Origin of the sequence: Pseudomonas sp. JS3066, from assembly GCF_036328175.1 — a bacterium.
Classification (GTDB): Bacteria; Pseudomonadota; Gammaproteobacteria; order Pseudomonadales; family Pseudomonadaceae; genus Metapseudomonas.
Genome location: NZ_CP143312.1, coordinates 428,468 through 445,049, shown reverse-complemented (window position 1 = coordinate 445,049; position 16,582 = coordinate 428,468). Strand labels below are relative to the sequence as shown.

17 protein-coding genes are annotated in these 16,582 nt (G+C 62.2%); 5 read left to right on the top strand and 12 right to left on the bottom strand.

Features of this window, described 5'->3' with window-relative positions; translation table 11 throughout:
- Positions 1-117: 117 nt before the first annotated feature.
- The 5 genes from SA496_RS02205 to rplU form a co-directional block, all read right to left on the bottom strand.
- On the bottom strand, positions 118-582 hold the full coding sequence (locus SA496_RS02205) for a CreA family protein (RefSeq protein ID WP_120652998.1): 465 nt from the start codon (positions 580-582) through the stop codon (positions 118-120).
- A gap of 13 nt (positions 583-595) precedes the next feature.
- The gene (gene proB, locus SA496_RS02200) at positions 596-1,714 is read right to left on the bottom strand and encodes a glutamate 5-kinase (RefSeq protein ID WP_330114980.1); all 1,119 of its coding nucleotides are present in this window, start codon (positions 1,712-1,714) and stop codon (positions 596-598) included.
- Positions 1,715-1,793: 79 nt separating this feature from the next.
- Entirely contained in the window at positions 1,794-3,011 is a 1,218-nt protein-coding gene (cgtA, locus tag SA496_RS02195; protein WP_330114979.1) for an Obg family GTPase CgtA, read from the bottom strand.
- A 140-nt stretch (positions 3,012-3,151) separates the two neighbouring features.
- Entirely contained in the window at positions 3,152-3,409 is a 258-nt protein-coding gene (rpmA, locus tag SA496_RS02190) for a 50S ribosomal protein L27 (protein WP_120653000.1), read from the bottom strand.
- 24 nt (positions 3,410-3,433) lie between these two features.
- Positions 3,434-3,745: a 50S ribosomal protein L21 gene (rplU, locus tag SA496_RS02185; protein WP_120653001.1), complete on the bottom strand. Its 312-nt coding sequence runs from the start codon at positions 3,743-3,745 to the stop codon at positions 3,434-3,436.
- Between the two features lie 244 nt (positions 3,746-3,989).
- Here rplU and SA496_RS02180 point away from each other — a divergent pair, with 244 nt between their 5' ends.
- Together SA496_RS02180 and SA496_RS02175 are read left to right on the top strand one after the other, a co-directional pair.
- Positions 3,990-4,958 (top strand): polyprenyl synthetase family protein, encoded by a 969-nt coding sequence (locus SA496_RS02180; protein WP_330114978.1) that lies wholly within the window; start codon positions 3,990-3,992, stop codon positions 4,956-4,958.
- A 129-nt stretch (positions 4,959-5,087) separates the two neighbouring features.
- On the top strand, positions 5,088-5,330 hold the full coding sequence (locus SA496_RS02175) for a PA4570 family protein (RefSeq protein ID WP_120653003.1): 243 nt from the start codon (positions 5,088-5,090) through the stop codon (positions 5,328-5,330).
- Positions 5,331-5,470: 140 nt separating this feature from the next.
- On the opposite strand, the gene SA496_RS02170 is transcribed toward SA496_RS02175, so the two are convergent.
- The 6 genes from SA496_RS02170 to SA496_RS02145 all read right to left on the bottom strand — a co-directional run bounded on the left by SA496_RS02170 (position 5,471) and on the right by SA496_RS02145 (position 10,766).
- Complete coding sequence (locus SA496_RS02170; protein ID WP_120653004.1) at positions 5,471-6,088, bottom strand: FKBP-type peptidyl-prolyl cis-trans isomerase; 618 nt, start codon at positions 6,086-6,088, stop codon at positions 5,471-5,473.
- 86 nt (positions 6,089-6,174) lie between these two features.
- Positions 6,175-6,480, bottom strand: coding sequence for a DUF6482 family protein (locus SA496_RS02165; protein WP_120653005.1), 306 nt, complete (start codon positions 6,478-6,480; stop codon positions 6,175-6,177).
- A 122-nt stretch (positions 6,481-6,602) separates the two neighbouring features.
- The gene (locus SA496_RS02160) at positions 6,603-7,097 is read right to left on the bottom strand and encodes a TIGR00645 family protein (RefSeq protein WP_120653006.1); all 495 of its coding nucleotides are present in this window, start codon (positions 7,095-7,097) and stop codon (positions 6,603-6,605) included.
- A 193-nt stretch (positions 7,098-7,290) separates the two neighbouring features.
- Positions 7,291-7,632, bottom strand: coding sequence for a PA4575 family protein (locus SA496_RS02155; protein ID WP_028629637.1), 342 nt, complete (start codon positions 7,630-7,632; stop codon positions 7,291-7,293).
- A gap of 211 nt (positions 7,633-7,843) precedes the next feature.
- Entirely contained in the window at positions 7,844-10,354 is a 2,511-nt protein-coding gene (locus SA496_RS02150; protein WP_120653007.1) for a Lon protease family protein, read from the bottom strand.
- A gap of 88 nt (positions 10,355-10,442) precedes the next feature.
- Positions 10,443-10,766 (bottom strand): TraR/DksA family transcriptional regulator, encoded by a 324-nt coding sequence (locus SA496_RS02145; protein ID WP_120653008.1) that lies wholly within the window; start codon positions 10,764-10,766, stop codon positions 10,443-10,445.
- Positions 10,767-10,927: 161 nt separating this feature from the next.
- On the opposite strand from SA496_RS02145, the gene SA496_RS02140 reads away from it, so the two are divergent.
- From SA496_RS02140 to SA496_RS02130, 3 genes are all read left to right on the top strand, one after another.
- Complete coding sequence (locus tag SA496_RS02140) at positions 10,928-12,781, top strand: Lnb N-terminal periplasmic domain-containing protein (protein ID WP_442965071.1); 1,854 nt, start codon at positions 10,928-10,930, stop codon at positions 12,779-12,781.
- A 161-nt stretch (positions 12,782-12,942) separates the two neighbouring features.
- Entirely contained in the window at positions 12,943-14,163 is a 1,221-nt protein-coding gene (locus SA496_RS02135; protein WP_120653010.1) for an RtcB family protein, read from the top strand.
- A gap of 91 nt (positions 14,164-14,254) precedes the next feature.
- Entirely contained in the window at positions 14,255-14,617 is a 363-nt protein-coding gene (locus SA496_RS02130; RefSeq protein WP_120653011.1) for a hypothetical protein, read from the top strand.
- A gap of 65 nt (positions 14,618-14,682) precedes the next feature.
- Here the strand turns inward: SA496_RS02130 and gdhA are convergent, their stop codons facing one another.
- A complete protein-coding gene (gene gdhA, locus SA496_RS02125) occupies positions 14,683-16,017 on the bottom strand; it encodes an NADP-specific glutamate dehydrogenase (RefSeq protein ID WP_330114976.1) in 1,335 nt (444 codons plus the stop codon).
- Positions 16,018-16,582 lie beyond the last annotated feature (565 nt).

The following is a 16,582-nucleotide window of genomic DNA, read 5'->3' as shown; positions in this document are numbered from 1 at the left end:
GTTCTTGCGAAAAACCGGCCTTCTGGCCGGTTTTTTATTGCCTGCATTTTATGCAACAGGATCTGCATCCATGAAAAAGCCCGGAGATTCCGGGCTTTTCTTCGCTCTGGCATTAACTCAAGGCCGGTTCGGCCATGGAATGATCGGGATCGCGGTAACGGCATTCTGCGGACTGCCCTCGATTATGCGATCGCTGTAGACCAGATAGACCAGCGTATTGCGCTTGCGATCGAAGAAGCGCACGACCTGCATGGTCTTGAACACCAGCGATGTGCGCTCCTTGAATACCTCTTCGCCATCCTTGAGCTCGCCATTGAAGCGAATGGGCCCCACCTGACGACAGGCAATGGACGCCTCGGCACGATCCTCGGCCAACCCCAGACCACCCTTCACACCGCCAGTCTTGGCTCGCGAAAGGTAGCAGGTCACACCCTCCACCTTCGGATCGTCGAATGCCTCGACGGTAATCTTGTCATTCGGCCCCACCCACTTGAACACCGTGGATACCGAACCGATTTCCTCCGCGACAGCCACCAGCGGCATTGCCAGAAGCGCCACCACCATTCCCTTGATCAGTCGCATCTACCCCTCCAACTCAGACCAGAACCAGGTTGTCTCGATGCACCAACTCCGACTCATCGACATAACCCAGTAGCTTTTCGATGAGATCGGACGATTGGCCGATGATCTTCTGCGCCTCGAGCGCATTGTAATTGGCCAGGCCGCGGGCGATTTCCGCACCATCAGGCCCGACGCAAACGACCATCTCGCCGCGACGAAAGCTACCCTGGACGGCTTTCACGCCGACCGGCAGCAGGCTCTTGCGGTCTTCGCGGAGCGCCTTGACCGCCCCCGCATCGAGCACCAGGGTGCCACGGGTCTGCAGATGACCAGCCAGCCACTGCTTACGCGCGGCCAGCATGCCGCGCTCAGGCGCAAGCAGCGTGCCCAGACGCTCACCAGCCTTGAGGCGATCCAGAACACGCTCGATTCGCCCACCAACGATCACCGTATGGGCGCCGGAGCGAGCCGCCAGCCGCGCAGCGCGCAGCTTGGTCTGCATGCCACCGCGCCCCAGAGCACCACCGGTTCCGCCAGCCACAGCATCCAGCGCCGGGTCATCGGCACGGGCCTCGAAGATCAATTGAGCATCAGGATTGTGGCGAGGGTCTGCATCGAACATGCCGTCGCGATCGGTAAGGATCACCAACAAATCCGCCTCCACCAGGTTGGCCACCAGAGCCGCCAGGGTGTCGTTGTCACCGAAGCGAATTTCATCGGTAACCACGGTGTCGTTTTCGTTGATCACCGGAATCGCACCCAGCTCCACCAAAGTGCGCAGAGTGCTGCGAGCGTTCAGGTAGCGCTTCCGATCGGACAGGTCGTCGTGAGTCAGCAGGATCTGCGCAGTGTGACGGCCATGCTCGGCGAAACTGGACTCCCAAGCCTGGACCAGCCCCATCTGCCCTACGGATGCGGCAGCCTGCAGCTCGTGAACGGCGCTCGGACGGCTCTGCCACCCAAGGCGACTCATACCAGCCGCCACGGCACCGGAAGACACCAGCACCAGCTCCACCCCCGCATCACGCAAGGCCACCATCTGCTCGACCCAGACAGCCATTGCCGAGCGATCCAGCCCGCGACCGTCAGCCGTGAGCAAAGCACTACCAATCTTCACCACCCAGCGCTGCGCGCCAGTCACCTTGTCCCGCATATCGTCCAACCTTAGCTAGAAGGCCACGCGGCAAGGCGCGCGGCCATGCGAACACCCACAGCGCCGGGCGGCGCCGGGATCAGGGTACGTAGAAGATTTCCGGCCCGTCGCCGTCATCCTCGTCGTCATCGAAATCGTCGTCGTCATCGACGCCAGTGCTCTTCATGCCGGCACGACGCAGGGCACGCTGGTCATCCATAGCCTGCAGACGGGCACGCGCCTCGTCCTCGATGCGCTGATCCAGCTCGGCAAGCTGCTCGGCATACTCCGGCTCCTCGCTCATGCGCAAGGTGCGCTCGTCGAGGTAACGCATGATCTCCTGCGAGAGTGCCTCGGTACCCTCGCGCTCCAGCGCGGAGATCACGAACACCGGACCCTCCCACCCAAGACGCTCGAGCACAGCCTTCAGGCGCGCATCGCGATCATCATCAAGAAGCTGGTCAGCCTTGTTCAGCACCAGCCAGCGATCACGCTCGGTCAGAGCCGGACTGAAGCGCCCCAGTTCTTCGATGATGGTTGCGGCAGCCTCGGCCGGATCGCTCTCATCCAGCGGCGCCATATCGACGATGTGCAGCAACAGACGGGTCCGCGCCAGGTGCTTGAGGAAGCGAATGCCCAGGCCGGCACCTTCCGCGGCACCCTCGATCAGACCCGGGATATCGGCCACCACGAAGGACTTGAAACGCCCCACACTGACTACACCGAGGTTCGGCACCAGCGTGGTGAACGGGTAATCAGCCACTTTCGGCTTGGCGGCGGAAACAGCACGAATGAATGTGCTCTTGCCCGCGTTCGGCAGCCCCAGAAGACCGACATCAGCCAGCACCTTCAGCTCCAGCTTGAGATCGCGGGACTCGCCCGGCTTGCCCTTGGTGGTCTGACGCGGCGCGCGGTTGGTACTGGACTTGAAACGGGTATTGCCCAGGCCGTGCCAGCCACCCTGGGCAACCATCAGGCGCTGCCCCGGCTTGGTCAGGTCGCCAATGATTTCCTGGGTCGCAGCATCGATGATCGTGGTCCCCACCGGCACCGGCAGGATCAGGTCCTCGCCCTTGCGACCAGTGCAATCCTTGCTGCCGCCATTTTCGCCACGCTGGGCATCGAAACGACGGGTGTAGCGATAATCAACCAGGGTATTGAGGTTCGGATCGGCCTCCATGAACACGGAGCCGCCATCGCCCCCGTCACCACCGTTGGGGCCGCCCTTTTCAATGAATTTTTCGCGACGGAAACTCATCAGGCCATTGCCGCCGTCGCCCGCTTTTACAAAGATCGATACTTCATCGACGAATTTCATCAGGACGCCTCCCGCCACGGGGACGGGTTGAGTGAAACAAAGCACATAGGATACAGGGAACCCTGCTCAATGCAGAGTTTCCATGAAGCAGAAACGAAAAAGCCCCGTCGCAAGACGGGGCTTCTCCAGCGAAGTCGCAATCAGGCTGCGACGATGCTTACGTACTTGCGGCCGAAAGCACCTTTGACCTCGAACTTGATCACGCCGTCCACTTTCGCGAACAGGGTGTGATCCTTGCCCAGGCCAACGCCGACGCCGGCGTGGAACTTGGTGCCGCGCTGACGCACGATGATGTTGCCAGCTTTGACAACCTGGCCACCGAACAGCTTCACGCCAAGGCGTTTACTTTCTGAGTCGCGGCCGTTGCGGGTAGAACCGCCAGCTTTTTTGTGTGCCATGAGTCAAATCCTCCAAAAAGGAAATTAGGCCTGGATGCCGGTGATTTTGATTTCAGTGAACCACTGGCGGTGGCCCTGGCGCTTCATGTGGTGCTTACGACGGCGGAACTTGATGATGCGCACTTTGTCGTGACGGCCTTGAGAGACCACTTCTGCGACCACTTTGGCGCCATCAACAACCGGAGCACCGATCTTCACGTCTTCGCCATTGCCGATCAGCAGGACGCGGTCGAAAGTCACGGATTCGCCAGTGGCGATTTCGAGCTTCTCGACTTTCAGGAATTCACCTTCAGCGACTTTGTATTGCTTGCCGCCGGTAACGATAACTGCGTACATGGATTTTCTCCGTTAAACCTGCTCACCCGACGCTTTATAAAAAGAGGTATCGGTCGGCATGGCTGCATGGGGCCGGAACTGACGCCCGTGCAATTGCGTAAGGCAGGAAAATGCCCAAGGAAGTTCAGGGGCCGCGATTGTACGCAAGCCGAGATTACCGCGCAAGCACCGCCAGCGCTCGCCTTGACAGCCCCCGGCCCGGTCCCTAGCATGCCGCGCATCCCAACAGGAGCACATCTGGCCGATGCAACCCCAGGCTTTCTACCGCGTGGTGGCGGACGATTTTACCGCAGTCGACGACATCATTCGCCGGCAGTTGACCTCTCGCGTCCCCCTGGTGGAAAAGATCGGTGACTACATCGTCTCCGCCGGAGGCAAGCGCCTTCGCCCTCTGCTCGTACTGCTGAGCGGCAACGCTCTCGGTTTCGGTGGCGACCAGCTCCGCCTGCTGGCCGCCACCATCGAGTTCCTGCACACCTCCACCCTGCTCCACGATGACGTGGTGGATGCCTCCGGCCTGCGCCGCGGCCGTTCCACCGCAAACGCACTGTGGGGCAATGCGCCCAGCGTGCTGGTGGGCGACTTCCTCTATGCCCGCTCCTTCGAAATGATGGTGGAACTCGGCTCCATGCCGGTGATGCGCATCATTTCCCAGGCCACTCGGGTCATCGCCGAAGGCGAAGTGCTGCAGTTGTCGAAAATCCGTGACGCCAGCACCACCGAAGAAACCTATATGGAAGTCATTCGCGGCAAGACCGCGATGCTCTTCGAAGCCTCCACACACAGCGCCGCTGTGCTCGCCGGTGCAAGCACCGAGCAGTCCGAAGCCCTGCGCCAGTTCGGCGACGCCCTGGGCATCGCTTTCCAGTTGGTGGACGACCTGCTCGACTACCGTGGCGATGCAGCCACCCTCGGCAAGAACGTCGGTGATGATCTGGCCGAAGGCAAGCCCACCCTGCCGCTGATCGCCGCCATGCGCGACGGTACTCCGGAGCAGGCGAGCCTGGTGCGCAAGGCCATCCAGCAAGGCGGCAGCCAGGACCTGGAGGGTATTCGCGCTGCCGTGGAAGCAGCTGGTGCCCTTGACTACACAGCCCAACTGGCCCGCGACTACGCAGCCCGTGCCATCGCCTGCCTGGACACGCTGCCGGCCAATGCTTATCGCGATGCGCTGGTCGAGCTCACCGAGTTCGCAGTCGCGCGAACCCACTGAGGTTGAGCCAGCCGAAAAGCCCGTCCTGGTGACGGGCTTTTTTCTGCCTCGACGAAAAGCATCGACTAGCACTTGTTATTTATAAAATAAGAATTATTCTCATCTCGAAGATTTTCAAGGAGATGAGCCATGACCTACCTGATCGATGCCTGGCTGGATCGCCCCCACCCTTACCTGCGGATACTTCATCGGGAAACCGGTGAGGTCTGCGCCGTGCTGGAAGAAGAAGCCCTCGACGAACTGCGTGACCAGGGCGACCTCGACCTCGCCGGCCTCAACTCCAGCGAACCGCTGGTGCTCAAGGAACTGGTGCGCAACCTCTTCCTGTTCTGCTACGCCAGAGCATTGCGTCCGCACGGCGAGCTGCACTGAAGGTCATTTGGGAATCTGGATGACGCCAGGATGCGTCATCCGCAAGAGCGGCGCCCGGGCGCCGCTCTTGCAGCGAGGGCAAAGGCGCCCTCGCCGGTTCCTGGGCGTGTCAGGGGCGACTAACCCAGGGGTCGACTGGATCAGAGGATGTCCAGGAGTTCCACGTCGAACACCAGCACGCTGTGCGGCGGGATACTGCCGACAGCCTGGCCGCCGTAGGCCAGTTCGCTCGGAACGTGCAGGCGCCATTTGCTGCCGGCATTCATCAGTTGCAGGGCTTCGACCCAACCGGCGATCACGCCGCCAACCGGGAATTCGGCCGGCTGACCGCGATCGTAGGAGCTGTCGAACACAGTGCCGTCGATCAGGGTGCCGTGGTAGTGAGTCCGCACGGTGTCTTCAGCGGACGGCTTTGCGCCCTCGCCCGCTACCAGTACTTCGTACTGCAGGCCGGACGGCAGGACGGTCACGCCTTCGCGCTTGGCGTTCTCTTCCAGGTAGCTACGGCCGGCGCCAGCGGCGGCTTCGGCCTTGGCCGCGGCTTCTTCCTGCATGCGCTCACGGATCACGCGGAAGCTGGCGGACAGGGCGGCGCCATCAACACGGCTTTCCAGGCCCTGGAAGGCATCGCTGAGGCCAGCGATCACAGCTTCCAGACTCACGCCGGGCGGAGGATTGTCACGGATCTGGTCGCCGAGCTGACGGCCAATGCCATAGCTGACGCGGGTTTCGTCGGTGGAAAGATCGAGTTGGGACATGGCGGAACTCCGCTCCGGGAAAAAAGGCCGGCCAGACTAGCACAGCTTCCTTTCCCCGGCGCGGGCTCCCGCCGGCAACAACCGGGTCAGTGGGAGACGCGAGTGGAAATGGGCACGCGCACCGTGTCCTGGCTGTCCGCCTCCATCCCACACATCTCATCGTGCACCACACTGTGCACCAGATGGAACGGCAACTCCGGGAACTCGCGAAGCACTTCCCGCGCATGTTCCACCGAGCGCAGGTGCGTTGCATGCCCCTGGCCGTCGTCCAGATGATGGGTGCGGCCATCGATCCGGGCTTCCAGCAGGTAGATGCCGCCCTCCAGGGAGATCAGGTTGATTTCTTCGACGTGCCCGGCACGGGCATGACTACTGAGGTCGTGCAATTTCATGGCGTCGCCCTCGCTCGATGTACACCTCAAATCTAATGCACAGGAACCAATGGGGGCGGCAGATACGCAACCGCCCGTCCGCTTTTCAGCGGCCGGGCGGTCTGGATGGCGATTTCACCCGGTCAGTGGTCGTGCTTGGTCATCTTGTCCAGGTAACCCATGGCGAAGGCCGAGACGACGAAGGTCATGTGCAGGACGACGTACCACATGATCTTGTTGTTATCGATGTTCTGCGCGTCCATGAAAATGCGCAGCAGGTGGATGGATGAGATCGCTACGATGGATGCCGCTACCTTCATCTTCAGCGAGCCGGAGTCCATCTTGCCGAGCCAGCTCAGCTTCTCTTTGCTGTCGTCGATATCCAGTTGCGAAACGAAGTTCTCGTAGCCGGAGATCATCACCATCACCAGCAGGCCGCCCACCAGCGACATATCGATCAGCGACAGCAGCACCAGGATCAGATCCGCTTCGGTCTTCTCGAAGACGTGCGGCAGGATGTGCACGATTTCCTGGAAGAATTTCAGGGTCAGAGCCAACAGAGCCAGGGACAGGCCGAAGTAGATCGGGGCCAGCAACCAGCGTGCGGCGTACATCGAATTTTCTATAAAGCGTTCCATGGCTTCTCGTAGTCAGTAAAAAACCGGCCGCGAGTATAACTAGCTGTTTCCTACAGAAAAATAATGGCAGCACGGGGAGAAATATCCCCAAACACTGTGGATAAGTCTGTGGACCAGCACTGGAGCGTCTGGCGAACGCCGCTTCGGCCGCAGGCTTGCAGCCGCTGCACAAAAGCTGGCCAGCCGAAATCCGTCAGGTTTCAGGACGGAACTGGTAGTCACCAAGGTTTCGGCAACGTGTGCCATTGATGCGTCGCAGCTCACCCTGGAGATGCAGGCGCCAGATCGGCGGATCGTGGGCTTCGGTGTAGCCCTGCTCGGCCAGGCAATCGGCAATGGCGGAGAGTACCGACTCCGCCACGAGAGGCCCATGGAACGGGCCCTGGGCTTTGATTGCCGAGGGTTGCTCCCCCGACATCCCCGCTGCGCAGAGCAGCGTCCAGAGTCCATTCTCTCCCGCCAGCGGACGGATCACGCACTCGATCCGGGTCACGAGTCCCAGGCACTGGCGGGTAAGGCAGAGGTTGCGCGTCATGGCGGCTTTCCTCGCAGAGGCCTGTTTTCAGCCTACACCCGAGTTCAGACCTGCGAAAGCGCGATGCTTATCCACGTGAACTGTGGATAACCCTGTGTACAGGGTGAGGGAAAGGCGGTGGGGCGTTGGCTGACCGAGGCTCCTCCCTCACCGCTCAATGACTGACCAGCCACACCGGGCACCAACCCCGGCGTGGCGAGTCAGGGTTTGCTCACGACGGGCCCTGAGTCTTGTCCGGAACCGGCGCCTTGCCCGGCTCCTGCTTGGGGCCCTTGCGCGCAGGCTTGGGCGGTGCCGCAACCTTGGCGACGGCCTCCACCACCTCCTGGGCAAGTGCTGGTTTCTCTTCTTCCTCCAGCCCCATCTCGGCGATTTCCCGCAGTCGCGCCACGACGCGGGCGTTGACGCTGCCTTCAGGGAACTGGCCCTTGTCGTCCGGAACACCCGCCGGCTCGCCCACCAGCAGGCTCAGGGCCTCGTCGGCCTGGCGAACCGCGTAGACGTGGAAGCGGCCCTGGCGCACCGCCTCCAGCACGCGCTCGTCCAGCATCAGGGTGGTGACGTTCGCGTGAGGAATGATCACCCCCTGCTCGCCGGTCAGGCCGCGGGCCTCGCAGAGCCGGAAGAAGCCCTCGATCTTCTCGTTGACGCCACCCACCGCCTGCACTTCACCGAACTGGTTGATCGAGCCGGTGATGGCAAAGCACTGCTTGAGCGGCGTGCGCGAGAGAGCGGAGATCAGGGTGCAGGCCTCGCCAAGGGAAGCGCTGTCGCCGTCCACATAGCCGTAGGACTGCTCCAGGGCGATGCTCGCGGAGATTTCCAGGGGGAATTCCTGGGCATATCGGCTGCCGAGGTAGCCAGTAAGGATCATCACGCCCTTGGAGTGGATGGGCTGGCCCAGGTTGACCTCGCGCTCGATGTCGACGATGCCCGAGCTGCCCGGGTAGACGGTCGCGGAAATCCGCGCCGGCACACCGAACGCCGAATCGCCCACTTCCAGTACTGTCAGGCCGTTGCACTTGCCTACTGCGGCGCCAGCGGTGTCGATCAGGATGATGCCCGCCAGCATGTCGTCGAGGATGCGCGCGGAGACGCGGCCAGTCCGCGTGGCCTTGGCCTTGAGGGCGCGGTCGATATGATCGGCGTCGGTCAAGGGCTCATTCGCCAGCTGACGGATGAAGTCCGCTTCGCTGACCAGCTGGAACAGGTCGCCAATGCGCGCAGAAAGGCGGCCCTGGTGTTCGGCCAGACGGGCGCTGTAGGTCGCCAGACGGGCTACAGCTGCGGCAGTGAGGGGGGCCATGCCTTCTTCCGAGGTGCGGGTCTTCAGCAACTGAGCGAACTGCTCCAGGCTGTCGTCCGACAGGGCAATTTCCTCGTCGAAGTCCACGAGCACGCGGAACATCTCCTGGAAGTCGGGATCCAGGTCCTGCAGCGTGTAGTAGAGCTGGCGCGAACCGATGATCACCACCTTGACCTGCAGCGGGATCATCTGGGGTGTCAGGGTCACGGTGGCCAGGCGGCCGAGCTCCGCAAGGGGCGACTCCATCTTCAGCTTGCGCGACTGCAGTGCGCGTTTCAGGGCATCCCAGACGAAGGGTTCGCTCAGCAGTTTCTCGGCTTCCAGGATCAGGAAACCGCCGTTGGCCCGATGCAGCGCACCTGGGCGCAGCTGGCGGTAGCTGGTGTAGAGGGCACCCTGGTCGGTGCCGTACTCGATACGGCCGAACAGGTTGTCATAGGTGGGGTGCGGCTCGAATACCACAGGGGCACCGCCGCTGGCGTGATGGCCCACCACCAGGCTGGGGCAGTATTGCTCTTCCAGCAGCTCGCGACGCTGGGCGTCCGGCTTGTCGTCCAGCAGCTGGTCCACCACCGTCTTCAGCAGATTCACCTGCATGGCCTGCAGATAGGCCACCACGCCGGCATTCTCCGCGTACTTTTCCGACAGAGGCGAAAGCAGCGGTTGCAGTGCCTGGGTAATGGTTTCCTCGTTGAGATGGCGCAGCTGGTTGCTGGACTCGCGCTTCCACTGCGGCAGGCTGGACAGCTCCTCGTTCAGGCGCTCCTCCAGCAGGGAAATGTCGTCATGGAATCGATCGCGCTCGGCTTCATCCAGCTGGGCGAAGTCCGCTTCGTCCAGGGCCTTGCCGTCCTTCATGGGCGTGAAGGCGATGTTCGCGCTATCGCGATAGAGGGCGACATCCTTCTCCAGGGCCAGGCGCTCGATCACGTCCAGAGCACGGTCGTAACGCTGGTTGAAGGCGCGATCGATAGCGCTCTTCTTCTGTTGGAAAGTGGGCGTCTCGAATACCGCTGGGAAAGTAGCCAGCAGGTTATCCACCAGATGCTCGATGTCGCTGATGAAATCGTTCGCCTCGCCAGCCGGCAACTGCAAGGCCCGAGGCTCGCGGGGCTCTTCAAAGTGGTTGACGTAGAGCCAATCAGCCGGGGTTTCCAGGCGTTTGCCCTCGGCTTTGAGGTAGCGCTTGACGAAGGAGAAGCGGCCGGTGCCCGGCTCCCCCATCACATAGACGTTGTAACCGGGACGTGGCATCGCCACGCCGAACTGCAGGGCCTCCACCGCGCGCTCCTGGCCGAGCACGCCGCGGAAAGGCTCCAGATCTTCGGTCGACTTGAAACTGAACTGGTGGGGCTCGAAGGGACGGGTCAGCGCATCGGGCGCCAGTCGTAGGCTGGCAGCGAAGGAGTCAGGCATCGAGTGTCCTTAATGGCTCGGCAAGAAAGCAATGGCCGCATTCTGGCGCCGCCCTGACATCACTGGCAAGGCATAACGCCAGAGGTCTTCAATGGGGCAGGTCAGCGCAGCTCAGGCAGTACTCGGCCGCAGGTAGCACCGCCAGTCGCGCCGGCTCTATGGGCTCGCCGCAACGCTGGCAGTAGCCGTAGCTGCCGTCCGCCAGACGCAGCTTGGCCATGCCCACACGGCGCAGGGCAGCCTCGGTCTCGGCGAGGATGGCCGTCAGCACTTCGTCGTTCTCGCGCTCCCCCGCCTGTTCGGCGAAATCCGGTGAGTGGCTACTGGCCAGGTCTTCGCGAATCGAATTGGCGCGTGCGGTGTATTCCACTATCAGGGCGTCGAGGGCGGCCCGAGGGTCGGTGGTATTCATGCTGGAATCTCCCCTGTTCACTCCCTAAGTGTGGACGCTGTAACGCAGCCTGCACCCCGCTTGTGCAAACTTGCGCAAATGCACGTCTTAACCTTGCTTGACACCCGCCCCGGCGTTACCCAAAGCTCCGGGCGAATCTCTCACCAGGAAGAGCTGTGCCCTTGAAACGGATTTTCCCGTACCTCGCCCTGTGCATCTGGATCAACGCCCACGCCACTCCCCAGATCCCAGCCGAGCGCCTCGAGGCGCTGGCGAACAATCCCTATTGGATTGCCCTCGGCCATTACGAGACCGGAAAACTGGGTGGCTGGCGCAGCTATGTGGATGATCCCGACTTCTTCCTCGCCGAAGAGGGAGCGAGCGACCCGGCAGCCGAGCTACGTGCCACCCTGACGGCCCTCTACACGGCGACCGATCAAGGCGACAAGCATCCGCAATGTGTCTACCCCGCTCGCACCCGCTGGCTTCGAGAGCAGCTCCAGCTCAGCGACCTGCCGCAGCCGGTTTGCGGCGAATACAAGGCCTGGTACGCCGACATCAACCCGCACAGCACCGTTCTGGTATTCCCCGCCGCCTACCTGAACAGCCCCTCGTCCATGTTCGGCCACACGCTGCTGCGCATCGACCAGCCGGACATCCACGAAAACAACACGGCAATGCTCAGTTATGCGCTGAACTTCGGCGCATTCATCGAAGGGGCGGACAACAGCATCCTCTACGCCTGGAAGGGCCTGATGGGGGGTTACCCCGGCCTGTTCGCCCTGGTGCCCTACCGCGACAAGCTCAAGGAGTACAGCCGCCTCGAGAACCGCGACCTCTGGGAGTACCGCCTGAACCTCACCGCCGAGGAAACCGGGCGCATGGTGGAGCACGTCTGGGAGCTCAAGCAGATCCGCTTCGACTATTACTTCTTCGACGAGAACTGCTCCTACCGCCTGCTGGAACTGCTGGAGATCGCCCGCCCTGGAATCGAGCTCACAGACCAGTTCCCGATTACCGCCATCCCCACCGATACCGTGCGCGCGGTCAAGCAGGCCGGCCTGGTGGAATCGATCGACTATCGTCCCTCGCGAGAAAAGGAACTGCTGGCACGCGCCGAGCCGCTGAACCATGCCGAGCAACAATGGGTACGCCAGCTGGCCGAAAACGAAAAGCTGCTGGATGCCCCGGACTTCCTCGCCCTGCCCGCTCCACGCCGTGCCCTGATCCAGGACGCCGCCTTCCGCCTGGTTCGCTACCGCGCGACCGGGGAAGCGCGCAGCAGCGAAAACGCCACGCGCAGCTACAAGCTGCTGCGGAGCATCAATCGCAATCCGCCGCCGGAGCTGAGTCTGGACCGCCCCGGGCTGCCCGAGGAGGGCCACGAATCGCGTACCTGGCAACTGGGCGCTGGTACCCGTGAGGACCGTGCTTTCGCCGAGTACGGCCTGCGCATGGCCTATCACGACCTCAACGACAACCTGTCAGGTTTCCCGCTGGGTGCGCAGATCGAGATCCTCCAGCTCAAGCTGCGCCAGTACGAGGACAACCACTGGCAGTTGCAGCGCCTGGACCTGGCCACCATCCGTTCACTGACCCCACGCGGGGAACTGCTCAAGCCCCTGTCCTGGCAAGTGGCCGGTGGACTAGAGCGCGTGCTGGGCGAAGATGGCGACGAACGCCTGGTCAGCCATCTCAATGGTGGTGTCGGTGGCTCCTGGCAGCTTGATGAAGACGCCCTCGGATTTGCCCTGGCAACTGCTCGCATCGAGCACAACGAGGACTTCGCCCCCTTCGTCGCCACTGCAGCGGGCTTCAACACCGGCCTGCTATGGCACAACCCGCTGGGCAGCCTCAGCCTGGAGGCGGCCGGTGACTACTTCCACAACGGCGAGGTCCGCCGCCGGCTCTCCCTCAACCAGCAATGGGACATCTCCCGCAACCTCGGCTTGCGCCTGACAGCACAGCGGGAGTTCAGCCAGCTTGCCGCGCCAGTGAACGAAGTGATGCTCGAACTGAAGTGGTATCACTATTGATGGGTTTCCTACCTTAAAGAAACGCCGCGCGTCCCATCCCAAGGTGCCTGCCTTGTCACGGCGGCGGCAGCGATTACCGCCGGCGCAGCCATCTGTAAGATGCGTCGCCGGCCTGCCCCGACAGGCCCACAATAGATATCCACTCCTACCTGGCAGCACCGATGAAACCGAACAACTCACAACTGCTGGAAGTGGCCGGCGGCAAACCCATTCGCCTCTGGACGCAGGGCGTGCCGGTGGAGGACGAAGCTCGCCAGCAGTTGATCAACACCGCGAAGATGCCCTTCATCTTCAAGCACCTGGCGGTGATGCCCGACGTTCACCTGGGCAAGGGTTCGACCATCGGCAGCGTGATTCCCACCGTGGGCGCCATCATCCCCGCAGCTGTCGGCGTGGACATCGGCTGCGGGATGATCGCCGCCCTCACCTCCCTGCACGCCCGCGACTTGCCGGACAATCTCCACGGCCTGCGCAGCGCCATCGAACGCGCGGTCCCCCACGGAAAGACCTTCGGCAGGCGTGACCAGGGCGCCTGGGATGATGTACCGGACATCGCTGACCAGGCCTGGCGGCCGCTGGCCCGACGTTTCAAGGCCATTACCGCGAAGTACCCTCGCCTGGAAAAGACCAATAACCGGCATCACCTGGGCACTCTGGGAACCGGCAATCACTTCATCGAGGTCTGCCTGGACGAAACCGACCGAGTCTGGTTCATGCTGCACAGTGGCTCGCGTGGGGTCGGTAATGCTATCGGTACCCTGTTCATCGAACTGGCCCAGGCCGACATGCGCCAACACATCGCCAACCTGCCCGACCGGGACCTGGCCTACTTCGAGGAAGGCAGTCGACACTTCGACGACTACGTGGAAGCCGTGGGCTGGGCCCAGGACTTCGCCCGGCAGAACCGCTCGCTGATGATGCAGGCGGTTATCGAGGCTGCCCGCAAGGCGCTCAAGCGTTCCTTCGAGGCCAGCCTGGAAGCGGTGAACTGTCACCACAACTACGTGCAGAAAGAACGGCACTTCGGCCACGAGGTACTGGTGACGCGCAAGGGTGCGGTGTCAGCGCAGAAGGGCGAACTGGGCATCATTCCCGGCTCGATGGGCGCCAGGAGCTTCATCGTACGCGGCCTCGGCAATGAAGACGCCTTCTGCTCCTGCAGCCACGGTGCCGGTAGGGCCATGAGCCGTGGACGGGCAAAAAAACTGTTCACGGTGGAAGACCAGATCCGCGCCACCGCCCATGTCGAATGCCGCAAGGACAAGGATGTGATCGACGAGATCCCCATGGCCTACAAGGACATCGACGCCGTGATGGCAGCCCAGCGCGACCTGGTGGAAGTCGTGCACACCCTGCGCCAGGTGGTCTGCGTCAAGGGCTGAGCGCCTTGACGTTTTCATCACGCGCCTCGCGCTAGAGTCGCTCGCAACCCCCATTGCGCGTGCGCCCGCTTCCCGGCGCACGGGAGTCAACATGGCGTCGCGTCACGCCGCCCTCTTCATACTCATCAGCAGCCTGCTGGCAGGGTGTGAGTCCACCCATGACCACCTGATCGCCCAGGGTTATCCACCTGCATTCGCCGACGGTTTCGCCGATGGCTGCAGCAGCGGCCGCCAGGCCGCCGGAACCATCAGCGGAGAATTCCGCAAGGACGTACCGCGCTATCTCAAGGACGCAACGTACGCCGAAGGCTGGAGCGATGGTTTTCGTCAATGCCAGGCGCAGGTGCAGAGCGAGGAACGCCGCGAGTACGAGGATTGGCGCCGCGATCGGCACGACGATGAATGGGAACGGGACAGGAGCAACGCCATGGGGAGGGCGTTGCATCCGGATTGACGGCAAAGAATCTGTAGGGGCGAATGAGTTCGCCCCCACGAGGTCTGCCTCAGGAAACAGCAGCGTTACACCACACCTTGCGCCAGCATGGCATCAGCCACCTTCACGAAGCCGGCGATATTGGCGCCCTTCACGTAGTTCACCCGGCCGTTCTCCTCGCCGTAGCTCACGCAGGCGTGGTGGATGTTCTGCATGATGCCGTGCAGGCGCTGGTCCACTTCACCCGCGGTCCAGTGCAGGCGCATCGCGTTCTGACTCATTTCCAGGCCGCTGGTAGCAACGCCGCCGGCGTTGGATGCCTTGCCCGGCGCAAAGAGGATGCCCGCTTCGTGGAACAGGTCCACTGCGGCCAGGGTCGACGGCATGTTGGCGCCTTCGGCGACGCAGACACAGCCATTGGCCAGCAAGGCGCGAGCATCGTCGGCGTCCAACTCGTTCTGGGTCGCGCAGGGCAACGCGATGTCACAAGGCAGGGCCCAGGGACGCTGCCCAGACAGGAAGCGCAGACCCGGGGCGGAGAGCTCACTGAGACGGCCACGGCGGACGTTCTTCAACTCCATCGCTGCTTCCCACTGTTCGACGGTCAGACCCGCCTCGGCGAACAGGGTGCCTTCGGAGTCGGACAGCGAAATCACTTTGCCGCCCAGCTCCATCACCTTCTGCGCCGCGTACTGGGCCACGTTGCCAGAGCCGGAAATGGCCACGCGCTGGCCGTCGAAGCCACGACCGATGCCTTTGAGCATTTCCTGAGCGAAGTAGACGCAACCGTAGCCCGTCGCCTCCGGGCGGATCAGGCTGCCGCCGTAGGCCAGGCCCTTGCCGGTGAACACCGACGTGAACTCGTTGGACAGACGTTTGTACTGACCGAAGAGGAAGCCGATTTCACGGGCGCCGACACCAATGTCGCCGGCCGGCACGTCCAGGTCGGCGCCGATATGGCGGTAAAGCTCACTCATGAAGGACTGACAGAAGCGCATGACTTCGGCGTCGCTCTTGCCCTTGGGATCGAAGTCCGAACCGCCCTTGCCGCCGCCCATGGGAAGTGAGGTCAGGGAGTTCTTGAAGACCTGTTCGAAGGCGAGGAATTTCAGCACGCCCAGGTTCACCGAGGGATGGAAACGCAGGCCGCCCTTGTAGGGGCCGATGGCGCTGCTCATCTGCACGCGGAAACCACGGTTGACGCGGACCTGCCCTTGGTCGTCGACCCACGGAACCCGGAACAGCACGGCGCGTTCCGGCTCGACGATCCGCTCGACGATGCCGGCCTCCAGATACTGTGGATGGGTTTCAAGGAACGGCCAAAGGCTACGCAGTACCTCTTCCACGGCCTGATGGAACTCAGGCTGGTCGGGGTCGCGCTGCTTCAGGCGCAGCAGGAAGGCGTCGACAGATTGCGTCATGACTCTCACCAATTTCTTCTTTTGTGAACAATTTATGGCGCGAGACTCTACCAAGCCAGGCAGCACCTCGATAGGGCAAAATGACGCATATATGAATCTTTTTGGTGCAAAGAATATAAATCTTCACCAGCCGCAGTGAACTTACCTGCCAAAAGCCCAATTCCACGGGCACATAGAACGCACCCGTTCAAGCCATGAAGGCACCATCACAAAGCATCAACGCACCACAACGGACACTCAACCATTCATGCCTGATTGCTACATCGATGCCGGCGCTGCTGCCAGTCACGACTGGATACAATTCGCCATCTCAGGAACATGCGACGCGAGGAGAAATCATCGCGATGTGCCATATCGGCACTCATTGAGGAGTCCAAGGGATGCCCGGCCTGCGAAACGAACCCTGCACATTCATTGACACGGCACTTGGCGTCTTGATGCTGGGCAAGCTGATCACGCCAGCAGCAGCTCCAACGAACTGGATCGTCTCAAGCGCACTGTCGATGAGCAAAAGAGCCAGATGGATCAATTGAAGCGCAGCGTCGAAGACCTCAACCGCAAGGTG

What these genes read in the sequence shown, in the direction of transcription:
- SA496_RS02170 (WP_120653004.1), bottom strand. Translation starts at nt 6,088, where the DNA reads ATGTCCCAACTCGATCTTTCCACCGACGAAACCCGCGTCAGCTATGGC.
- SA496_RS02175 (WP_120653003.1), top strand. Translation starts at nt 5,088, where the DNA reads ATGACCTACCTGATCGATGCCTGGCTGGATCGCCCCCACCCTTACCTG.
- SA496_RS02155 (WP_028629637.1), bottom strand. Translation starts at nt 7,632, where the DNA reads ATGACGCGCAACCTCTGCCTTACCCGCCAGTGCCTGGGACTCGTGACC.
- rpmA (WP_120653000.1), bottom strand. Translation starts at nt 3,409, where the DNA reads ATGGCACACAAAAAAGCTGGCGGTTCTACCCGCAACGGCCGCGACTCA.
- SA496_RS02150 (WP_120653007.1), bottom strand. Translation starts at nt 10,354, where the DNA reads ATGCCTGACTCCTTCGCTGCCAGCCTACGACTGGCGCCCGATGCGCTG.
- gdhA (WP_330114976.1), bottom strand. Translation starts at nt 16,017, where the DNA reads ATGACGCAATCTGTCGACGCCTTCCTGCTGCGCCTGAAGCAGCGCGAC.
- cgtA (WP_330114979.1), bottom strand. Translation starts at nt 3,011, where the DNA reads ATGAAATTCGTCGATGAAGTATCGATCTTTGTAAAAGCGGGCGACGGC.
- SA496_RS02130 (WP_120653011.1), top strand. Translation starts at nt 14,255, where the DNA reads ATGGCGTCGCGTCACGCCGCCCTCTTCATACTCATCAGCAGCCTGCTG.
- SA496_RS02160 (WP_120653006.1), bottom strand. Translation starts at nt 7,097, where the DNA reads ATGGAACGCTTTATAGAAAATTCGATGTACGCCGCACGCTGGTTGCTG.
- SA496_RS02180 (WP_330114978.1), top strand. Translation starts at nt 3,990, where the DNA reads ATGCAACCCCAGGCTTTCTACCGCGTGGTGGCGGACGATTTTACCGCA.
- rplU (WP_120653001.1), bottom strand. Translation starts at nt 3,745, where the DNA reads ATGTACGCAGTTATCGTTACCGGCGGCAAGCAATACAAAGTCGCTGAA.
- SA496_RS02135 (WP_120653010.1), top strand. Translation starts at nt 12,943, where the DNA reads ATGAAACCGAACAACTCACAACTGCTGGAAGTGGCCGGCGGCAAACCC.
- SA496_RS02205 (WP_120652998.1), bottom strand. Translation starts at nt 582, where the DNA reads ATGCGACTGATCAAGGGAATGGTGGTGGCGCTTCTGGCAATGCCGCTG.
- proB (WP_330114980.1), bottom strand. Translation starts at nt 1,714, where the DNA reads ATGCGGGACAAGGTGACTGGCGCGCAGCGCTGGGTGGTGAAGATTGGT.
- SA496_RS02165 (WP_120653005.1), bottom strand. Translation starts at nt 6,480, where the DNA reads ATGAAATTGCACGACCTCAGTAGTCATGCCCGTGCCGGGCACGTCGAA.
- SA496_RS02145 (WP_120653008.1), bottom strand. Translation starts at nt 10,766, where the DNA reads ATGAATACCACCGACCCTCGGGCCGCCCTCGACGCCCTGATAGTGGAA.